The 23,361-nt window shown below is 48.2% G+C and carries 3 protein-coding genes; 1 reads left to right on the top strand and 2 read right to left on the bottom strand.

What is annotated here, in order from left to right; all coding sequences use genetic code 11:
- Nucleotides 1-114: 114 nt before the first annotated feature.
- Nucleotides 115-20,103: a non-ribosomal peptide synthetase gene (locus tag Xmir_RS07065; RefSeq protein WP_099113694.1), complete on the bottom strand. Its 19,989-nt coding sequence runs from the start codon at nucleotides 20,101-20,103 to the stop codon at nucleotides 115-117.
- Nucleotides 20,104-20,597: 494 nt separating this feature from the next.
- Between Xmir_RS07065 and Xmir_RS07060 the strand changes: the two genes are divergently transcribed.
- Nucleotides 20,598-21,827: an MFS transporter gene (locus Xmir_RS07060; RefSeq protein WP_244170879.1), complete on the top strand. Its 1,230-nt coding sequence runs from the start codon at nucleotides 20,598-20,600 to the stop codon at nucleotides 21,825-21,827.
- Between the two features lie 127 nt (nucleotides 21,828-21,954).
- Here the strand turns inward: Xmir_RS07060 and pntB are convergent, their stop codons facing one another.
- A complete protein-coding gene (gene pntB / locus Xmir_RS07055; protein ID WP_099113693.1) occupies nucleotides 21,955-23,358 on the bottom strand; it encodes a Re/Si-specific NAD(P)(+) transhydrogenase subunit beta in 1,404 nt (467 codons plus the stop codon).
- Between the last annotated feature and the right edge of the window lie 3 nt (nucleotides 23,359-23,361).

The raw sequence follows: 23,361 nt of genomic DNA, 5'->3' as shown, positions 1-23,361 counted from the left end.
TTTTATATTGCTTGAATCAAATAGTGAGTCTACTAGATACGTTGTTAGGTTTAAAAAATCCGGCATACATTAATGTATGCCGGACTGGATGATTATCACTGCCATACTAAATGACTAAGTATAATCATTGCTTGCTAATGCCGTATTGAGCACTTGAGCTAAAACAATTCTATTTTCTTTATTTTCAAACAAACTGGAATGATTACCAGGAACAGCAATCAGCCGCAGTAAAGAAGCTGGCATTACCTCACTCCACCCTAATGAACGGTCTATAGTTAAATATTCCTGTTCGGAATCGGTAACAATAGGCATAAGTGAAGAGGGTTCTGTCGCATAGAATTGATGCAATGTGACCGTCAGTGTTTCCGGCACATAATCCTTAACTGTTCGCGCATAGTTTTCTCTCTGTTCCATATGCTTTGCGACCAAGTCAGAACACAGATTTGGGGGATATAACCCTAATTGCTGCGCAAACTCAATCAATTGCACCCAATTCAGCTCATCAGTTTGCGGATATAATGCTGAAATTGCAGTAGAGTGTTCGTTCCCTGATTGTCGTGCTAATTCAGTTAAAAACTCCTGTTTGAGTTGAGTCGTTAACTTCCTAAAACAATGAGGGGAAAATGTATCAATCAGTCCAAGGAAATCAACCTCATCGCCGCTATTCAGTAATTGCTGGGCAATGGCATAGGCCAGTACCCCACCAGAAGAGTAACCACATATCCGGTATGGGCCTTCTGGTTGAACTGTTTTCATAAAGGCAATGAGTCTGGTTGCCAGCATTTCCATAGTCGGTATCCATTCTTCATTGACGGATGGCCAGGGCAGCGCATAAATCGGATAACCTGACTGCATAAGCTCAGTCAACCCAAAAGCATAGGAATAATCGCCTATCCCACTGGGAACAAAAAACAAAGGCAACTGTGTTCCGTCAGAGCGCACAGAAGTCGCACTGTGTTGTGGTTGAGATAGCCAGTCTGACATAATTTTTGCCGCCAATTCGGATAGCACGGGAAATTGGAACAGCGCATTCAGGGTACAAAACAAGCCACGTTTTGCTGTCAGATTCATCATCCGCATGGCAAGTAGTGAATGTCCCCCCAATGCGAAGAAATTGTCGTGCCGTCCCACTTTCTCAATCCCCAGCAATTCACACCAGATCGCCGCTAATGCAATTTCTATCTCCCCTTGCGGTGTTTCATAAGCCTGACGGACAAAGGCCTCTTCACCCGGTACTGCCAATGCCCGACGATCCAGTTTACCCGTCGGCGTCAATGGCAGGGCTTCCAAACGGACAAACGCTGCCGGCACCATATAATCCGGCAAAATGGCACTCACGTAAGTACGCAGACGATGAATCAACCCATCATCTGGCTCTGTCACCACATAAGCCACCAGACGCTGCTCCTGCCCTTCTCCCAATGCCAACACAACGGCTTCACTCACTGCTGGATACTCTGTCAACCGGGCTTCAATTTCTCCCGGCTCTATCCGGAAACCCCGGATTTTCACCTGATGGTCATTACGACCCAGAAATTCCAGATTGCCATCCGGCCGATAACGAGCCAAATCCCCGGTGCGGTACATTCGTGCATCCGGTTTATGGCTAAATGGGTCAGAGAGAAAACGTTCAGCGGTCAATTTTGGCTGGTTCAGATAACCCCGGGCTACCCCCACCCCACCAATATACATTTCTCCAGTACAACCTAATGGCACGGGTTGCCTAAATTTGTCCAACAAATAGATACAAGTATTGCTTATCGGTCGGCCAATTAAACAATCATTCTCAGGAGATATTATTTCGTGATAAGTTGCAATCACGGTATTTTCAGTCGGGCCATACGTGTTCAATAACTGGGGCCGATGTGTTTTATGCACAAACCAATCCTGAATAGCCCGCTTTTTCACCGCCTCACCACCAATGATGATGAGTCTGAGACAATCCGGCAACGGTAATGTCTTGTCTCTGGTTGTCAGTTCAGACCAAAACAAGGTTGGCAAAGACATCACTGTAATATGGTATTGTCGGGCCAGAGAAATAAACGCCTGAATAGAAGCCAACCAGCTATCATTACGCATCACCAGTATTGCGCCATTGCATAATGATAAGAAAAACTCTTCGATTGACGCATCAAACGCAAATGATGAAAATTGCAGCACCCGGTCTTGTGCCGTAACCGCATAAGTCTCATTGAAGCCCAGAATACGTTGATAAACAGCTTGATGTTCCACCATCACTCCTTTCGGTATGCCGGTAGAACCCGAAGTATAAATCACATAAGCCAGATGATGTGGGGTCAATGCCGAAATCAAGGGATTGGTGTCTGGCTGGACTGGCAGGGTATTCGGGTCAAAGGTAATTAATCCAGTAAGCGCGTTATCACCCAACACGGCCCGTCCAACCTTATCAACCAGTACTACTGATGGGGCGGCATCCTTCAGCATATGAGCCAAACGTTCCCCCGGATAAGTTGGGTCCAGCGGCACATAAGCTCCCCCCGCTTTCAGCACCGCCAATATCCCTACCACCATCGCCGGTGAACGGGTGACACAAATTGCTACCCGTTGATCCGGTTCTACACCCAGTGCAATCAGTTGATGAGCCAGACGATTAGCGCGGGCATTTAATTCGGCATAGCTTAGGGTCTGAGCTTGATACACTAATGCGGTTGCATCCGGGGTTTTCTCCACTTGCTGTTCGAATAACTGATGGATACACAACGCATCCGGATATTCTGTTGCTGTCGGATTCCACGTTTCCAGTAGTTGTTTTCGCTCTATTTCCGGCAGGATTTCCAGTGTTTGTATGGAGGTTTCTGGATGCTGCTCAAGTGCCTCTACCAGACTTTCCAGAGCCTGCTGCATATAACTGACTATTTGTTCTGGCGAATAGGGCTGCACCACCTCAACCGTCAAACCTAAAGCATGACCAAAATCCTCTACCGACAACACTAATGGATAATTAGTACCTTCCTGAGCACCGAGAAACTCAATATCGTTCACAATGCCATCTGACATGGTTGGTAATACATTATGTCGGTAGTTTAGTAATGCACTAAAGAGTGGGATTTCACCTTGTACACCACTGCAACGCTGAGCCAATGCCAATGACGCATGTTCATGCTCTAGCAATCCAGCCAGTCGCTTATGCGCTACCTGTACACTTTCCTGTACCGAGGTTGCATCCATATCCAACCGCAATGGCAGGGTATTAATAAACATCCCCATACCACTGTCAGTGCCTTCACCTACCGCCATACGTCCGAACAACACCGTGCCGAACACCACGTTCTGCTGTCCGCTGGTACGCGATAATACCTGCGCCCAAGCTACATGACATAACGCCGCCAAACTGACATTTAAATCTTTGGCCTGATTGCGCAGGCGTTCATTCAGCGTAGATATCAGCATTTGATGGCATTCTTTAACCTGAAAATCATTGCGATAGACTTCCATCAGCCCAAACGGTAATGTCGGCTCTTTTACTTCAGCCAGCATATCGGTAAAGAAACGCGTATGTTCTTCCTGATTCACTCCCATCCGTGCCTGAGCAATTAAGCGCCGAAAAGGAACGGGAGCAGGCAAGCCATCCTTCTGACCAGCCAGATAGGCCTGAACTTCCCGGTTCATCACGTCCAGCGTTGTATGATCGCCAATCAGATGATGCTGAAGCCCTAATAAGATCCAACGATCATCCGTTTCTTCCCGCGCTATTATATTTTCCCGTACTACTTTTTCCCGTACTACTATAAATCTCAACAACGGTGCCTGCCTCAAATCAAGGCGATAGTGACGTGGGTTAAAACGTTGAGCCAGTTGTTCACTGGCCGGGCCATCGGCCGGATCCAGACTCAGTTCGGTGACAGACAAAGAAGCCTGACGCCAAACCACCTGAACCGGCACGGATAAGCCTTGCCAGAGAAAAGCCGTACGCAGGATATCATGCCGATTAACCACCCATTGAACTGCTGCCAGATAGCGGTCTAACAAAGCCCGGTTAGCAAAAGCCTGTTGGGTCATCAAAAGATAAGCATCCCCCTCATCTGCCAACAAATGATGGAATAAAATCCCGTCCTGCAACGGCGATAGTGCATAGATATCCTGAATATTGGTCAGCCCGCCCGGCACTTGCCGGATGATATGATCAATCTCTGGCTGGGTCAGGTCAATTAAGGGCAACATTGCGGGTGTCAACGCCGTAGTGGCTGGTGTGATGACATTGGGGGGAACTTCCACGGATTGGTACAGCTTCAGAGTTTGTGCCAGCTCGGACAATACCGGCGACTGGAACAGATCGCGCACGGCCAACGTGAGGCCAAGGTTGTGCAGCCGTTCAATCATTCGGATAGCCAGTAACGAATGGCCCCCCAGGGCAAAGAAATTATCGTGCCTACTGACCTGTTCAATCCCCAGCAATTCTCTCCAGATAACGGCTAAAGCGGTTTCCCGTTCTCCTTTCGGCGCTTCGTAAACCTGATTAACAAGGGCTTTATTGTCCGGTACAGGTAATGCCTGGCGATCCCGCTTACCGTTTGGCGTTAACGGAAAGGCGTCTAAACGGACAAACGCGGTCGGCACCATATAATCTGGCAAAATGGCGCTTAAGTCGGTATACAGGCGATGAGATAATGCTTCATCCGCTTGTGCCACGACATAAGCCACCAGACGTTTGTCCTGACCGCCATCGAAAGCCACGACCAGCGCTTCGCTGACAAGCGGGTGCTCTTCTAACCGGGTCTCGATTTCCCCCGGTTCAACCCGGAACCCGCGGATTTTCACCTGCTGGTCATTACGGCCGACAAACACCAGATTACCGTCCGGCAGGTAACGGGCCAAATCGCCGGATCGGTACAGGCGTGCATCCGGTTCATTGCTGAACGGATCCGTCAGAAAACGTTCAGCCGTCAGCTCAGGGCGATTCAGGTAACCCCGCGCCACGCCTGTACCACCAATGTATAGCTCACCTACAGCGCCCAACGGCACGGGCTGACCATAAGCATCCAGCAGGTAAACACGCATATTCGGCAGCGGGCGGCCAATGGTATTGGACTGTCCGCCCGTATCATTCATACAAAATATCGTCGTAATAATGGTGGTTTCAGTGGGTCCATAACAATTTGCCAGTACAGGATGCTGACGGCGGACAGATAACCAGCGTTCCAGTTCATGATGAGGCATCATTTCCCCACCGATACAAATGACCCTTAACTCTTGATAGATGTGGCTTTCACCGATATCTGCAATGACCCGCCAGAATTGAACCGGTATAGCCATATAGGTAATTTTATAAGACTCACACAGACGCCAAAATTCCTGCGCACTGAATGTCCATTGATCTGTCCGCAGAATCAAGGCTGAACCATTGGCGAGGGCGCTGAAGATTTCTGATACACTGACATCAAAACACGGGTTGCAGAACTGCAATACCCGATCCGAAGCAGTAAACACCCATTTCATATTCAATGCAGTGATTTGGTGCACCAGTTGCCGGTGTTCAACCATTACCCCTTTCGGTGTGCCTGTTGAACCGGAGGTGTAAATCACATACGCCAGATGCCGGGAAGTCAACGCCGGTACCTGTGGGTTGGTATCCGGCCGGTCTGGCAATACATTGGGATCGAGTACCATCCCGGCCGCAATGACCTTCTCGCCCAATGCGGCACGTCCAATCGGGTCCGCCAGCAAGATCACCGGGGCGGCATCGGTCAGGATATGAGCCAGACGCTCCCCCGGGTAGTCCGGATCCAGCGGCACATAGGCCCCGCCGGCTTTCAGTATCGCCAGCAGCCCGATGATCATGGCCGGGGAGCGCGTCACACAAATGGCGACCCGCTGATCTGGCGTAACCCCCAACGCCATCAACTGATGGGCCAAGCGGTTGGCACGGGCATTCAACGCTGCATAGCTGAAAGTCTGCTCTTCATACACCAGGGCGGTTGCCTCCGGCGTTTTTCCTGCCTGTAGTTCAAATACCTGATGAATACACAATGGGTCAGGATACGATGTTGCTGTCCCATTCCACGTTTCCAGCAATAACCGGCGCTCTGCCGGGGCCAGCATAGCCATTTTCCCCACCGGCTGTTGCAAATCAGCGACCATCGCCTGCAAGACTGCGTGCAGGTACCCCACCTGCCGTTCAATGGCCGGTTTATCAAACAGCGCCGTGGCATAATGCAGCGCCCCCACAATTTGGCCCCCTTCCTCAAACAGGTTCAGTTCGAGATCAAACTTGGCGGTGTGCAACAGGATATCCGCCGGTGAGACGGCCAGCCCCGGTAATGCCCATCCAGTATGTTCATTGTTCTGCCAGGCAAACATCACCTGAAACAGCGGGGTATGGGCCAATTGGCGTGATGGCTGCACGATTTCCACCACCTGTTCAAACGGCAGGTCCTGATGCTCCTGTGCCGCCAGCGCGGTTTGCTTCACCCGGGCGAGCAGCTCAGCCGCATGGGGGTCGCCGGATAAATCGACCCGCAAAGCCAGTGTGTTGACAAAAAAGCCAATCAAAGACTCCACCGCCTGCTGATTCCGGCCCGCACTTGGGGTACCTATTACCACCTCTTCCTGACCGGACAAACGCGCTAAGACGATAGCCCAGGCCGATAACAGCGTCATAAACAGGGTGGTTCCCTGTTGCTCGCTCAGTCGCTTGAGGGCGGTGGTTAGTGCCGCTTCCAGCACGACAGGCACCCGATCCCCGGCAAAGGACTGTTCAGATGGCCGTGGCCGGTCAGTGGGCAAATCCAGTAAAACCGGTACACCGGCTAACGCCGTACGCCAATAGTCAGATTGGGATTGTAAGCGTTCAACGGAAAACCACTGGCGTTGCCAGGCGGCATAATCGGGGTATTGTATTGTCAGCGGCGGCAATGGGTTTGGTTGTCCTGCCAGAAAAGCAGCATACAGAGTACTCAGTTCACGCATTAACACACTGACAGACCAGCCATCTGACACAATATGATGTTGAGTAAGCAGAAACTGATATTCATTATCAGCAAGCCGGATAAGGCAAGCGCGGATAAGCGGTCCTCTGCTAAGATCAAATGGTGTGTAGATCTCCTCTGTACTCAAACGTTCAAGCATCGTACCAGCATCAGGTATCTCTCGCAGATCATGCTGAACCAAAGGCATTCCACTGTCAGATGCCAATAGTTTCACCTGTGGTTGGCCCTCAACAGAGACGAAAACAGAACGTAACGCTTCATGGCGAGCAAACAGGCTATTAAGTGCTTGTTGCCAGACTGCGATATTAATCTGCCCCCGCAAATGCAGAGCCATCGGAATATGATAGGTATCACCGATATTCTCAATCTGAGCCAGAAACCACAAACGTTGTTGAGCAAATGACAGTGGCAACTCATGCTCACGGGATATCGGTACGATAACAGGCTGTATACTTTCTTTTTTATTAAGCCGGGTACTTATCGCTTCAGCAAAAGCAATCAAGGAAGGTGATTCAAATAACATACTCAGGGGCAGTTCAACACTTAAAGCTGTTATACGATTCATCATCCGTACCGCTAACAACGAATGACCACCAAGCGCAAAGAAATTGTCATGTCGGCTAACCTGTTCAATTCCCAATAACTCGCGCCAAACAGCCGCCAGAGCAATTTCCATCTCTCCCTGCGGTGCTTCATACACCTGATGGGCAAACGCTTTTTCGTCCGGAGCCGACAGTGCCTGACGATCCAGTTTACCGTTCGGCGTTAACGGAAAGGCATCCAAACGGACAAATGCCGCCGGTACCATATAATCCGGCAAAATGGCACTCAGATGAGCTCGCAGGTTATTCACTAATCCATCATCCGGCTCTGCCACCACATAGGCAACCAGCCGTTTGTCATAACCGTCTCCTAGCGCCAATACCACGGCGTCACGTACCGCTGGGTACTCAATCAACCGGACTGCTATTTCTCCCGGCTCAATCCGGAAACTGCGTATTTTCACCTGCTGGTCATTACGGCCGACAAACACCAGATTACCGTCTGGCAGATAACGGGCCAAATCCCCAGTCCGGTACATGCGCGCATCCGGCTCATTGCTGAACGGGTTAACCAGAAAACGTTCAACGGTCAGTTCGGGGCGATTCAGGTAACCCCGTGCCACACCCGTTCCACCAATGTATAACTCTCCCACGGCTCCCAACGGGACAGGCTGACCGTGAACATCCAATAAATAAATCTGAGTGTTGGCTATTGGGCGCCCGATAGGCACTTCTGTTCCCGTATAGTCTGACGGACAATGCCAAGTTGTGGCACACACCGTGATTTCTGTCGGGCCATAAACATTAAATAGCGTTACCCGATCACACAAAGCCTGAAGCAATAACGCACTCGGTGCTTCACCGCCCAGTATCACTGTCGGTTTTATCGTTAATTCCGGTAAATCGGCCCCATCCTGAAGTAATGCCGGAGGCAGGTAGGTATGAGTTATTGCCTGTTGTTCCAGATAATGCCAGAGACGACGCGGATCTTGACGGATGGTATCAATCGCGATAACCAGACTGGCTCCACTTACCAATGCCATCATCATTTCCCAGATACTTGCATCAAAACCCAAGGCGGCAAACTGTAACACCCGACTTTCAATGCTGATACCGAACTGGATGATCTTCTCCTGAATCAGGTTAACCAGCCCGCGGTGTTCAACCATCACCCCTTTCGGTGTGCCGGTCGAGCCGGAGGTGTAAATCACATACGCCAGATGTCGGGATGTTAGTGTTGGCACTGTCGGGTTGCTGTCCGGCTGATCCACTAACGTATTTGGATCGAGGATAACCATTCCGCCTAATGCGGTTTCACCCAAGGCGATATGTCCGGTCTTATCAGCCAGAACTACTGACGGTGCCACCTCATGCAGAATATGTCTCAATCGTGCTTCGGGATAGGCCAGATCCAGTGGTACATAAGCCCCACCCGCTTTCAATACGGCCAATACACTCATTATCATTGCCGGAGAGCGGGTCATACAAATGACGACCTGCTGGTCTGGCCCGACACCTAATGCAATGAGTTCATGAGCCAGTCGATTAGCATTCGCATTTAATTCCGCATAGCTGAAAGTTTGCCCTTCGTATATTAAAGCTGGAGCATCCGGGGTTTTCTCTACTTGCTGTTCAAACAACTGATGGATACATAACTGCTCAGGATAAGCGGTCTCTGTCGCATTCCACGTTTTTAACAGCAGTGTCCGCTCAGTTTCCGGCAGAATTTCTAATGCCCTTATTGGCCGGTCCGGTGCCTGTTCCAGCGCCTCAACCAGACTTTCCAATGCTTGCTGCATGTAACCGCATATCCATCCGGGGTTAAACGGTTGTATTGCCTGCGCTGTCAGCCCCAGAGCATCACCAAAATCTTCTATCGACAGAACAAACGGATAGTTAGTGCGCTCCTGTCCATCAAGGAACTCAACACCTTTCAATATGTTATCGGTAGACGCTACTGGCGTATTATGTCGGTAGTTCAGCAACATATTGAACAACGGCGTACCACTGGCAACCTCACTGCAACGTTGAGCTAGTGCCAGGGAAGCATGCTCATGCTCCAACAATTCGGCCAACCGGCTATGCGCCGCCTGTACACTGCTACGTACTGAGGTTTCGTCTATATCCAATTTCAGCGGTAATGTATTGATAAATAATCCCATTCCACTATCAACACCTTCCCCTGCCTGCATACGCCCAAACAGCACCGTGCCGAACACCACGTTCTGCTGTCCACTGATACGAGATAATATTTGCCCCAAAGCGACATGGCATAGCGTAGCCAGACTGGCTCCCAGAAGTCTGGCCTGATTGCGCAAGCGATCATTAAGCGTGGAAGGCAACATCCGGTGTGATTGTGTTATCTGGGAAGCATCCTGATGTGTTTTTTTCACGTCAATCTTTTTTATCCCAAACAAAAGCGTGGGTTCACTCACCCCAATCAACATATCGGTAAAAAAGCGAGTATGTTCCATCTGGCTGATACCCAGCCGGGCTTGTGCTACCAGATTACGGAAAGGTACCGGGGCAGGCAGACTGTCCCCTTGTCCAGCCAGATAGGCCTGAACTTCCCGGTTCATTACCTCTAGCGTTGTATGGTCGCCAATCAGGTGATGCAATAATTCTAATACACGCCAGCGACCGTCCGTTTCTTGGGTCACCACAAAACGTAATAATGGTGCTTGATTCAGATCAAGACGGTAATGATATGAGTCAAAACGATGGGCCAGTTGCTCACTGATCGGGCCATCGGCCGGATCCAGCGTCAGTTCTGTGACAGACAAAGAAGCCTGACGCCAAACTACCTGAACCGGCACGGATAAACTTTGCCAGAGAAAAGCCGTACGCAGGATATCATGCCGATTAACTACCCATTGAACAGCCTCCAGATAACGGTTCAACAAGATTTGGTCAGAAAAGATCATCTGATTGACCAACAAGTAGGGATCACCTTCGTCTTCCAATAAATGATGGAATAAAATCCCGTCCTGCAACGGCGATAGTGCGTAGATGTCCTGAATATTGGCCAGCCCGCCCGGCACTTGCCGGATGATATGGTCAATCTCTGGCTGGGTAAGGTCAATTAAGGGCAACATTGCGGATGTCAACGCCGTAGTGGCTGGTGTGATGACATTGGGAGGAACCACCATGGTTTGATGCAGTTTCAGAGTTTGTGCAAGCCCGGACAATACCGGCGTCTGGAACAGATCGCGCACGGCCAACGTGCGGCCAAGGTTATGCAGCCGTTCAATCATTCGGATGGCCAGTAACGAATGGCCCCCCAGGGCAAAGAAATTATCGTGCCGGCTGACCTGTTCAATTCCCAGCAAATTACGCCAGATAGAGGCCAGTGCTATTTCCATTTCCCCTTGTGGTGCTTCATAAATCTGGCGGACGAGTGCCTTTTCACCAGGCACGGGTAATGCCTGACGATCTAACTTACCATTTGGTGTCAGCGGGAATGCGGGCAGACACACAAACGCGGTCGGCACCATATAATCCGGCAAAATGGCACTTAAGTAGGTATACAGGCGATGAGATAATGCTTCATCCGCTTGTGCCACGACATAAGCCACCAGACGTTTGTCCTGACCGCCATCGAAAGCCACGACCAGCGCTTCGCTGACAAGCGGGTGCTCTTCTAACCGGGCCTCGATTTCCCCCGGTTCAACCCGGAACCCGCGGATTTTCACCTGCTGGTCATTACGGCCGACAAACACCAGATTACCGTCCGGCCGGTAACGGGCCAAATCGCCAGACCGGTACATCCGTGCACCCGGTTCATCGCTGAACGGATCCGTCAGGAAACGTTCAGCCGTCAATTCAGGGCGATTCAGGTAACCCCGTGCTACGCCTGCACCGCCAATATACAATTCGCCTACCGCCCCCAACGGCACAGGCTGACCATAAGCATCCAGCAGGTAAACACGCATATTCGGCAGCGGTCGGCCAATGGTATTGGCCTGTCCGCCCGTCTCATTCATACAAAATATCGTCGTAATAATGGTGGTTTCAGTGGGTCCATAACAATTTGCCAGTACAGGATGCTGACGGCGGACAGATAACCAGCGTTCCAGTTCATGATGGGGTATCGTTTCCCCACCGATACAAATAACCTTTAACTCGTTATAAACGTTGCTTTCACCGATATCTGCAATGATCCGCCAGAATTGAACCGGCGTGGTCATATAGGTAATCTTATAAGACTCGCACAGGCGCCAGAATTCCGGCGCACTGAATGTCCATTGATCTGTCCGCAGGACCAAAGCTGAACCATTGGCGAGGGCGCTGAAGATTTCTGATACACTGACATCAAAACACGGGTTGCAGAACTGCAATACCCGGTCCGAAGTGGTAAATGTCCATTTCGCACTCAGTGCAGTGATTTGGTGCACCAGTTGCCGGTGTTCAACCATCACCCCTTTCGGGGTGCCGGTCGAACCGGAGGTGTAAATCACATACGCCAGATGCCGGGCAGTCAACGCCGGGACCTGCGGGTTGGTATCCGGCCAGTCTGGCAATACATTAGGGTCGAGTACCATCCTAGCTGCAATGGTATCTTCGCCCAATGCGGCACGCCCAACCGGGTCCGCCAGCAAGATCACCGGGGCGGCATCGGTCAGGATATGAGCCAGCCGCTCCTCCGGGTAGTCCGGATCCAGCGGCACATAAGCCCCGCCGGCTTTCAGTACCGCCAGCAGCCCGATGATCATGGCCGGGGAGCGCGTCACACAAATGGCGACCCGTTGATCCGGCGTAACCCCCAGCGCCATCAACTGATGGGCCAACCGGTTGGCGCGGGCATTCAACGCTGCATAGCTGAAAGTCTGTTCTTCATACACCAGGGCGGTTGCCTCCGGCGTTTTTCCTGCCTGTTGTTCAAACACCTGATGAATACACAATGGGTCAGGATACGATGTTGCTGTCCCATTCCACGTTTCCAGCAATAACCGGCGCTCTGCCGGGGCCAGCATAGCCATTTTCCCCACCGGCTGTTGCAAATCAGCGACCATCGCCTGCAAGACTGCGTGGAGATATCCCACCTGCCGTTCAATGGTCGGTTTATCAAACAGCGCCGTGGCATAATGCAGCGCCCCCACAATTCGGCCCCCTTCCTCAAACAGGTTTAGTTCGAGATCAAACTTGGCGGTGTTCAACAGGACATCCGCCGGTGAGACGGCCAGCCCCGGTAATTCCCACCCGGTGCGCTCATTGTTTTGCCAGGCAAACATCACCTGAAACAGCGGGGTATGGGATAATTGGCGTGATGGCTGCACGATTTCCACCACTTGTTCAAACGGCAGATCCTGATGCTCCTGTGCCGCCAGCGCGGTTTGCTTCACCCGGGCGAGCAGCTCAGCCGCATGGGGTGCACCGGATAAATCGACCCGCAAAGCCAGGGTGTTGACAAAAAAACCAATCAAAGACTCCACCGCCTGCTGATTCCGGCCCGCACTCGGGGTGCCTATCACCACCTCTTCCTGACCGGACAAACGCGCTAAGACGATTGCCCAGGCCGATAACAGCGTCATAAACAGGGTGGTTCCCTGTTGCTCGCTCAGCCGTTTGAGGGCGGTGGTTAGTATCGGTTCCAGCACGACAGGTACCCGATCCCCGGCAAAGGACTGTTCAGATGGCCGTGGCCGGTCAGTGGGCAAATCCAGTAAAACCGGTACACCGGCTAACGCCGTACGCCAATAGTCAGATTGGGATTGTAAGCGTTCAACCGAAAACCACTGGCGTTGCCAGGCGGCGTAATCAGGGTATTGCACTGTCAGCGGCGGCAATGGGTTCGGTTGCCCCGCCAGAAAGGCCACATAGCATGTATTTAGCTCTCGCATCAACACATCAACAGACCAGCCGTCTGACACAATATGATGCTGAGTTAGCAAAAAGATGTAATCATCGTCAGCCAGTTGTATCAGACTGGCCCGGATTAACGGACCACAAACGAGATTAAACGGCGCTTCCGTTTCCTGCGCACATAAACGCCCAAGCTGTTCATCCACATCAGGTACTTTCCGTAAATCGTATTTTCTTATCGGCAGGCTCGAGTCAGTGGGTAACAGTTCAACCTGAGGCTGACCGTCGATGGAAACGAAAACAGAACGCAGTGCTTCATGGCGGGTAAATAGCGCATCAAGCGCTTGCTGCCAGATATCAAGATTAAGCTGACCTCGCAAGCGCAGAGCCATCGGAATATGGTAAGTCTGACTGATCTCTTCAAACTGTGCCAGAAACCACAGACGCTGTTGCGAAAATGACAACGGTAACTGACCATCACGGGGTATTGGCAGGATGGCAGGACGCCTATTGTCCCGTTCGTTAAACCGGGTTTCGATGACCTCAGCAAAACCTGCCAAAGTTGGGGATTTAAATAATGTAGACAACGGCAGTTCAATACCTAGAGCTGCAATACGGTTCATCATCCTTACTGCCAACAGAGAATGCCCCCCCAAGGCAAAGAAGCTGTCATACCGACCTATCTGTTCAATTCCCAACAACTCTCGCCAGATGACTGCCAGCGTTATTTCCATCTCTCCTTGCGGTGCTTCATACGCCTGACGGGCAAACGCTTTTTCGTCCGGAGCCGGTAATGCCTGACGATCCAGTTTACCATTCGGTGTCAACGGCAGGGCATCCAAACGGACAAACGCTGCCGGCACCATATAGTCCGGTAACATCTTACTCAGGTGAACACGCAGATGATTAATCAGTCTGTCATCTACGGGGGCCGCCACATAGGCAACCAGCCGTCTGTCTTGCCCTTCCCCCTGCGTCATGACAACGGCTTCACTTACCGTCGGATATTCTGTCAGCCGGGCCTCAATTTCTCCCGGCTCTATCCGGAAACCGCGGATTTTCACCTGTTGGTCGTTACGCCCCAAGAATTCCAGATTGCCGTCCGGCCGATAACGGGCTAAATCCCCGGTGCGGTACATGCGCGCATCCGGTTTACCGCTAAATGGGTCAGAGAGAAAACGTTCAGCCGTTAATTCTGGCTGGTTCAGATAACCCCGTGCTACGCCCGCACCACTAATATATAACTCTCCCACTGCCCCCAATGGCACCGGATATCCGGCGTTATCCAGTAAGTAAAGGCGTGTATTGTCCAGCGGGCGACCCATTGTCGGATAGAGTTGATCCGGCTCTATACGTGCCAGCGTTGCATCAACAGTACATTCGGTTGGGCCGTAAACATTATAGGCCGTCAGTTGCGGTATACTGGCTACAGCCTGCCATGTTTGGGGAGATATCGCTTCACCTCCAACCAGCAGTATTAAGGCTTTTTTATGCTGATATAACCCTGCCGCTAGCAACATCTCCAATTGCATTGGCGTACAATCCAACACATCAAGATCAGCGGTGGTTAAAAATTGCAAGAAGGCCACACTATCGGCTCGCACTGCTTGTGGAACAATGACCAGCGTATAGCCATTCAAAAGACCAAGTAAATTTTGCAATGCTGCATCAAATGAAATACTGGCATTCAGGCTAACCCGGTAAGGCACAGGTGAATTTGTGAAAACACGCTGTGTCAAAGCGCCATGCAAATTTAATAAAGAGCCATGCTCAACCATCACCCCTTTCGGCCTGCCAGTCGAACCGGAGGTGTAAATCACATAGGCCAGATGCCGTGAGGTTAATGCAGGTATTTGTGGATTATTGTCCGGCAAGGCTGGCTGTGAATTCGGGTCAAGCACAATCAGGTCAGCAAGGGCTTCATCCCCCAATGCGATACATCCGGCATTATCTGCCAACAAAATAGCCGGTGCGGCATCTGCCAAAATATGTGTCAGGCGTTCTCCCGGATAAGTTGGGTCCAGCGGCACATAAGCTCCCCCTGCTTTCAGCACTGCCAATAACCCTATTACCATCGCCGGTGAACGGGTGACACAAATTGCCACCCGTTGATCCGGTTCTACACCCAACGTAATCAGTTGATGAGCCAGCCGATTAGCACGGGCATTTAATTCGGTATAGCTTAGGGTTTGAGCTTGATACACTAATGCGGTTGCATCCGGGGTTTTTTCCACTTGTTGTTCAAATAACTGATGAACGCATAACTGTTCAGGATAGGCGGTTTCCGTCGCGTTCCACGTTGTTAGCAACAAAGTACGTTCTGTTTCCGGTAAAATTTCCAATGCCCGTATCGGCATATCCGGAGACTGTTCAAGTGCTTCCACCAGACTTTCCAGAGCCTGCTGCATATAACCGCATATCCGTACCGGATCAAATGGATGTACTACCTGCGCCGTCAGACCTAATGCGTCGCCAAAATCATCCACCGACAGTGCGAACGGATAATTAGTACGCTCCTGTTCACCAAAAAATTCGATGCCATTTAATACGTCACCTGAAACCTCCGGTAGTAAGCTATATCGATAGTTCAACAGTGTATTGAACAGTGGCATACCACTGGCAACCCCGCTGCAACGCTGAGCTAACGCCAGTGACGCGTGCTCATGCGCCAGCAATTCAGCTAATCGCTTATGCGTCTCTTGTACACTATCACGCACCGAGGCTTCACCAATATCTAACCGTAATGGCAAGGTATTGATGAATAATCCCATCCCACTGCCAGAACCTTCCTCCACCTGCATACGCCCAAACAGCAAAGTACCGAACACGACTTGCTCTTGACCACTGGTACGAGACACCACTTGCGCCCAAGCTAAATGACACAACGCTGCTAAACTGACCCCCAGATGTTTTGCCTGACAGCGTAGGCGTTCATTCAGCTCAGGAGCCAGCCGTCGGTGCGATTCTGTGGTCTGCGAGCCATCGTGATGTACTTCCGCCACACCGAATGACAGTGTTGGCTCGACCACTTCCGCCAACATGCCGGTAAAGAAATGGGTATGCTCCGTTTGACTAACGCCCAGCCGGGCTTGAGCTACCAGATTACGGAAAGGTGCTGAAGCAGGCAATTTGTCTCCTTGTCCAGCGAGATAGGCCCGAACTTCACTGTTCATCATCTCCATCGTTACATGATCGCCAATCAGGTGATGCTGCAATTGTAGTGCTATCCAGCGACCATCCGTTTCCTGCGCTATCGCCAAGTGCAATAGTGGTGCCTGCCCCAAATCCAAGCGATAGTGACTTTGATTGAAATGTTGGTCCAGCTGGTCATAGACCGGACCATCGGCCGGATCCAAAGTCAACTCAATCACCGACAATGTCACCTGACGTAAAACCACCTGAGCTGGAACTGATAATCCCTGCCAGATAAAGACTGTTCGCAGAATATCGTGCCGATCAACCACTTGTTGAAGTGCCGCCAAATAACGATCCAGCAAAAAACGATTAGCAAAGACTATCTGACGGGTCAACAAATACGGGTCACCTTCTTCCGCCAACAAATGATGGAATAAGATGCCGTCCTGCAACGGCGATAATGCGTAGATGTCCTGAATATTGGTGACTCCATCCGGTATCTGGCTGATCAGTCGGTCAATGTCTGCCTGCCCGATATCAATCAACGGCAACATTTCAGGGGTGATACGCTCACACTCCATTCCTATCAGATTGGGGGGAATAGCAAAGGTATCATCAATTTTTATCAATAAAACTGCCTGCTCTGCCAATATCGGCTTCGAAAACAGAGCGCCAGACTGCACGGTATAGTTTTTTTCCCGCAACAATCCCATCAACTGCACGATCAATAGCGAGTGCCCACCGAGCGTAAAGAAGTTATCAAACCGACTGATATTGTTGATACCCAGTAGCTGACTCCACATCTCTGCCAACAGGTTTTCTGTCTCACCTTGCGGTGACTGATAATACTGGCGTTGATAAGCGGTGCTATCCGGTTCCGGCAGTGCCTTGCGGTCAAGTTTGCCATTAGGCGTCAGTGGGAAATGAGCCATCACGACAAAAGCTGCTGGCACCATATAGTCCGGTAGAGCCGACAGCAGATGTTGCCGCAGCATCCCTGCGGTCTGATCAGATTCATTGCCCTGAACCAAAACCACATAAGCAACTAACCGTTTATCTCCACCGATTCCTTCATAAGCAATAACCGCCGCTTGCTGTACCACCGGATGAGTTTCAAGGGCGGTTTCAATTTCACCTAACTCGATGCGGAAACCGCGAATTTTGACCTGATGATCATTACGCCCGAGATATTCAATGTTGCCGTCATGATCATAACGAGCCAAATCGCCAGACCGGTACATGCGGGCATCAGGTTCTGAATGAAAAGGATCGGCTAGAAAACGTTCTGCTGTCAGTTCCGGTTGATTCAGATAACCGCGGGCAACACCCACGCCCCCAATGTATAATTCACCGACAGCGCCTAAAGGGACGGGACGTTGTTGAGCATCTAATAAATAAATACGGGAATTCGTAATGGGTTTGCCGATCGGCACCACCTGACCATCAAAATTATCGGGACAGTGCCAGTACGTCACATCGATCGCCGCTTCTGTCGGGCCATATAAATTATATATACTGACCCAAGGCATCAACGCCTGACAATGTTTCACCGTTATCGGATGCAGTGCTTCACCACTACAAAACAGGTGTTTTAACGTTACACAATGTGCTACATCGGATTCTTTTAAGAATGCGGTCAACACTGAAGACACAAAATGCAGTGTGGTTACCTTCTCTTGGTTGATTAACTCAACCAGCAGTGAAAGATTTTTTTGTTGGGCTGTGGTGGCCAATACCATTTTGGCTCCACTGATAAAGCTACAAAATAGTTCCCAGACAGAAACATCAAAACTAAATGTGGTTTTTTGTAACACCACATCATCAGGTGTAAGATGATAAGTTTGCTGTATCCAATACAAGCGATTCATCACACTGCGATGTTCATTTTGCACGCCTTTCGGATTGCCGGTTGAACCTGATGTGTAGATAATATAAGCTAAATTACGTGAGCTTAACCCTATTACACAGGGATTCTCTGCTGATAACTCAACGTCTTCTGCCAGAACAGCATTTATGTCCAGCCGTTTTTTTGCCACAGAGATGCCATGTAATTTATTTGCCCCAACTTCATCCTGTAATAGCAAGACGGGATCAGCATCATCAAGAATATAGTGAAGGCGCGCCGCTGGATAATTAGGATCAAGTGGAACGTAAGCCCCGCCCGCTTTTAAAATTGCCAGCAAACCAATTACCATCAACGGAGTTCGATCAACACAAATAGCCACGCGGCTATCCGGGATTACCCCTTCAGCAATCAATCGGTGTGCTAATTGGTTAGCCTGCTGGTTCAATTCCGCATAACTCAGGATATGATCATTAAACACCAATGCAGGGGCTTGCGGTGTTTTTATCGCCTGCCATTCAAGCAGTTCATGGATGCAATGTTCTGACGGATAATCACCCGCTGTGTCATTCCATTGATTTAGCAATAGCGCTCGTTCATCCGCTGACAAAATATCAATGTCTTTAACACGCTGAACCATATTCTTTGCTATAGTGCGCAAAGCGATAACAAAATAATTTAACTGGCGTTCGATGACTTGTTTATCAAACAGCGCTGTCGCATAGTTTATTCCCCCGATAATTTCACCGTCTCGGTGGTACATAAACAATTCAAGATCAATTTTTGCTATATTTGAGTAATAATCAATCGGCGATGTTTTGATCCCCTCAAATTCACATTCGCTTTCAAAACAGTTCAGCCAGTTTATAACAGCCTGAAAAACAGAGGGATAAGCAACCCTGCTTTCAGTATTGATAGTTTCAACAAGGTGCTCAAAAGGCATATCCTGATTATCTTGCGCATTAATCATTGTATGGCTGACCTGCGCAAGCAATTCTTCAATTGTGGTGTCATCATCAATATCAATCCGTATTGGCAAGATATTGGCAAGAGGCTCTGTAATATTTTTGTTAGCAAGAGGAGTGCCAATAACGACACTGTCCTGCCCTGAAAGTCGATTAAGCACAATAGCCCAAGCCGTCATAACGGTCACTAACAGGGTTATCCCATATTTTTGGCTAATCTGCTTAAGCTGACTTGTTAAATCTTTATCGAGAGTAAATGCACAGATATCCCCTTTTGGAGACAAATTGTTAAGCCTTGGATAGGTTGCCGGAGTAGCATGGCGAGTGGCAGGCGGCAAAGAAACAGCCCGATGGTTCAATAGATCATTATAAATAACACATAATTCATGAATGAGAACGCTAACGGAACAATAGTCAGAAATAACAGGATGCTGGTTTAATAAAAATATATATTCATCATTATTCAATAATACTAAGGCAGCTCTTAACAATGAACCTCGGGTAAAATCAAAGGGAATATTGATTATTTCATCAATAATCTGATCGACCCTCTTTTCCTGCTCATCAACTGTACGAAGATCAGAAATTACGAGGGGGAATGAAATATCCTCATTCACAAAATCAACCACTGGAAGAGAATTATTTTCAATCCAAGTTGAACATAATATATCATGACGGACAGATAGTGCATTTAAGGCTTGCTGAAACAAATCAATATTTAAATTTCCCACTAATCTATAAGATACCGATATATGGTGATTTTCCGAATGACCTTTAATATGATGAAATGACTCTTTTTGTTCTTGTGATGTCGATAAACTTGCTTTCTCACATTTGGTTGGCAGAGTCATCACCTTATCATTTTTCATTGCTAATTCCTTACGTTAATTAATCAAAGACACGGTGACAGAAAAATCACCAAGTACCATTTACACCCCTCGAATTCTCACGGAATCAGGCCGTTACGCGCTAACATTGTTTAGCCTAAAGCAAATAACTTTAAATTAGCAACAAATAAACTTTAATCAATATCAAAAGAATAAAATTATATACAAACAATAAATATATAATTCCTTTCAAGTTTTAATAAACAAATATTTCCCAAGCTAAAATGGCACAGTAAAAATCATCTCACAACATGAATATATGTTATTGGTATAGTTACTGCTTTCGATGTTCACACTCCATCCAATCAATATCACGAATTTCATTATACTTGTCGATATTTTTGTCTGATTTCCATAATAAAAATAATATATTATTTAGCATGATAATTTGATGTATATATGACCATTTCACTCATTTGTTGGAATCGTCGATGACATGTTTTTTCAGGAAAATAACAGGGAAAATATAAATATTCATGAAACTGCTTAGTCCATTATTGATGTACAGAGGATTACCTAAAGACATATATTTTATTGCATTGGCAAAATTTGTTCTTGGTCTAGGTAATTTTATCATGCCATTCATGATCCTTTTGCTCACACAAAAACTTGGATACTCAACGACAGTGGCTGGTGGGCTGGCTATGGGGATCACCACAATTTTTCTTGTGGGTAATCTTATCGGAGGTAAAATATCTGATATTTTCGGGCATAAGAAAGTGATGGTTCTGGGAGAGGCCGCAGGCTCATTAGTTCTGATATTCAGTGGTTTTTTTTCAGACTGGCATATAATGTTACCGGCTTTACTTTTCTTAGGTTATTTTTTTTATGGAGTGGCTCTTCCTGCCAGTAATGCCCTTACTGCGGACATATCATCCATAAATAATCGCAGTGCGGTAATGTCATTAAGCTACCTTGCATACAGTTTAGGTTCAGGTATTGGTCCCGTATTAGCTGGCTATCTTTTTTGGAATTTCACAGCGTGGGCTTTTTGGGGAAATGGGATTGCAAGTTTAATCGGCGTTTTCATTGTGTTGTTCGGTGTAAGTCATAATACTCATCACCATAAAACTAATGAAACAGATTATCCTGAGCTTGAAAGAGCTACTGGAGATTCGGTATGGCAGGTTTTTAAAGAGAGGCCAAGATTACTTATATTTGGAGTTTTATGTACCTTTCTTTGGTTTTCGTTGAATCAGATGGTAATCACTACCCCGCTCTACTTAAGTCATTTATTTGAAAAGCAAGGTCCCATTCTGTATGGGCAATTAATGACATTTTCAAGTATATTAATTGTTATCATTACACCAATAATAATAAAGCTAACGGAAAACTTATGTGATATTAAAAGCCTGACCATCTCTGGTTTTGTTTTTGCACTAGGATATAGCCTGATATTATTTTATAGCTCAGTCAGCATGCAGTTTATAGCATGGTTTTTCCTTTCTGTGGGAGAGGTCCTGCTTTTAACCAAAGAAGGCGTATACTTAGCTAATCACTCTCCAAGTAGCCATCGGGGGCGCATAAGTGGGATATTAACAACAATCAGAAATATTGGCCTTATGCCTACCTATATTTTTATTGGGGCCTATATTCAATCATCAGGATATGTAAGCACCTGGAGTTTGATCATTATCACTTCATTGACAACTGGGTTAATGTGTTGGTTTTTTTCAATTCAACAGAATAAAGTTATTGAAAATTGATTTGAATTAGCTGGCTATTTCCAGATGATCTGAAACCTCATTCCTGAGACTACAATAAAAAAGAGCTTCTGTTATAACATGAAGCTCCTGAGTATTCATTCCGGGATATTAATATTGTTTTATGCGACTATAAAGCCCGAAGAATGGCTTCGACACTCGCTTTAGCATCACCAAATAACATTTGGGCATTCTCTTTAAAGAAAAGTGGGTTTTGCACTCCGGCATATCCCGTATTCATTGAGCGTTTAAATACAATGACGTTTTGTGCTTTCCAGACTTCCAGTATCGGCATTCCGGCAATAGGGCTTGAAGGATCTTCCTGTGCGGCCGGGTTTACTGTGTCATTGGCTCCGATAACTAAAACAGTATCTGTTTCAGTAAAGTCATCGTTGATTTCATCCATTTCCAAAACGATATCATAAGGAACTTTTGCTTCGGCAAGCAGTACGTTCATATGGCCCGGCAAACGCCCTGCAACCGGATGAATGCCAAAACGAACATTTATGCCCTTTTCACGCAACTTCGCGGTAATGTCATGAACCGGATACTGTGCCTGAGCCACTGCCATGCCGTAACCCGGAGTGATAATGACCGAAGTGGAATTTTTTAACAGTTCAGCGACCTCTTCCGCCGTTGTTTCACGATATTCCCCCATCTCTTGCTCATCACCTGAAGAAATGCTATCTGTACCGAAACCGCCGGCGATAACACTGATAAAGGAACGGTTCATCGCTTTGCACATAATATATGAAAGGATAGCCCCCGAAGAACCTACCAAAGCACCTGTGACTATCAACAAGTCATTGCTTAGCATGAAACCCGCTGCTGCTGCTGCCCAACCTGAATATGAGTTCAGCATGGAAATAACAACGGGCATATCTGCGCCACCGATAGAGGCAACTAAATGCCATCCAAAAGTAAGTGCAATGATTGTCATCAGCAACAAAGTGAAAACTTGTAATCCACCACTTTCCGTTCTCACAAAAGTGATCATCAGTATTAAAGAGACAACCAATGCTGCCAGATTAAGTTTATGGCGGTGTGGTAACATCAATGGCTTGGAAGAAATCTTTCCTCTCAATTTACCAAATGCCACAACTGAACCGGTAAATGTCACGGCACCAATAAAGACGCCCAGGAAGACTTCTGTCAGATGGATATTTTCCATTACGGAATCTGCAAAAATATCATGGGAGATAAAGCTGTTGAATCCCACAAAAACTGCCGCTAAACCGACAAAACTATGCAGGATAGCGACTAATTCAGGCATCTCCGTCATTTCCACTTTTTTGGCGAGACGAATGCCAATAACAGCACCAATGATCATTGCTAAAATAATCCAGCTAACTTTACCGGAGTCAGGTCCTAAGATAGTGACAACCAAAGCAATTGCCATACCAAAGATGCCAAAAATGTTACCCCGTTTGGCGCTTTCATGACGGGAAAGCCCGGCAAGGCTGAAAATGAATAAAATGGCAGCAACAATATATGCCGCTGTAACTATTCCATTCGAAAATATTCCATTCGACATAAG

This window comes from Xenorhabdus miraniensis (genome assembly GCF_002632615.1).
The sequence above is the reverse complement of the archived record's forward strand: the minus strand, read 5'-3'. Positions and strand labels throughout refer to the sequence as shown.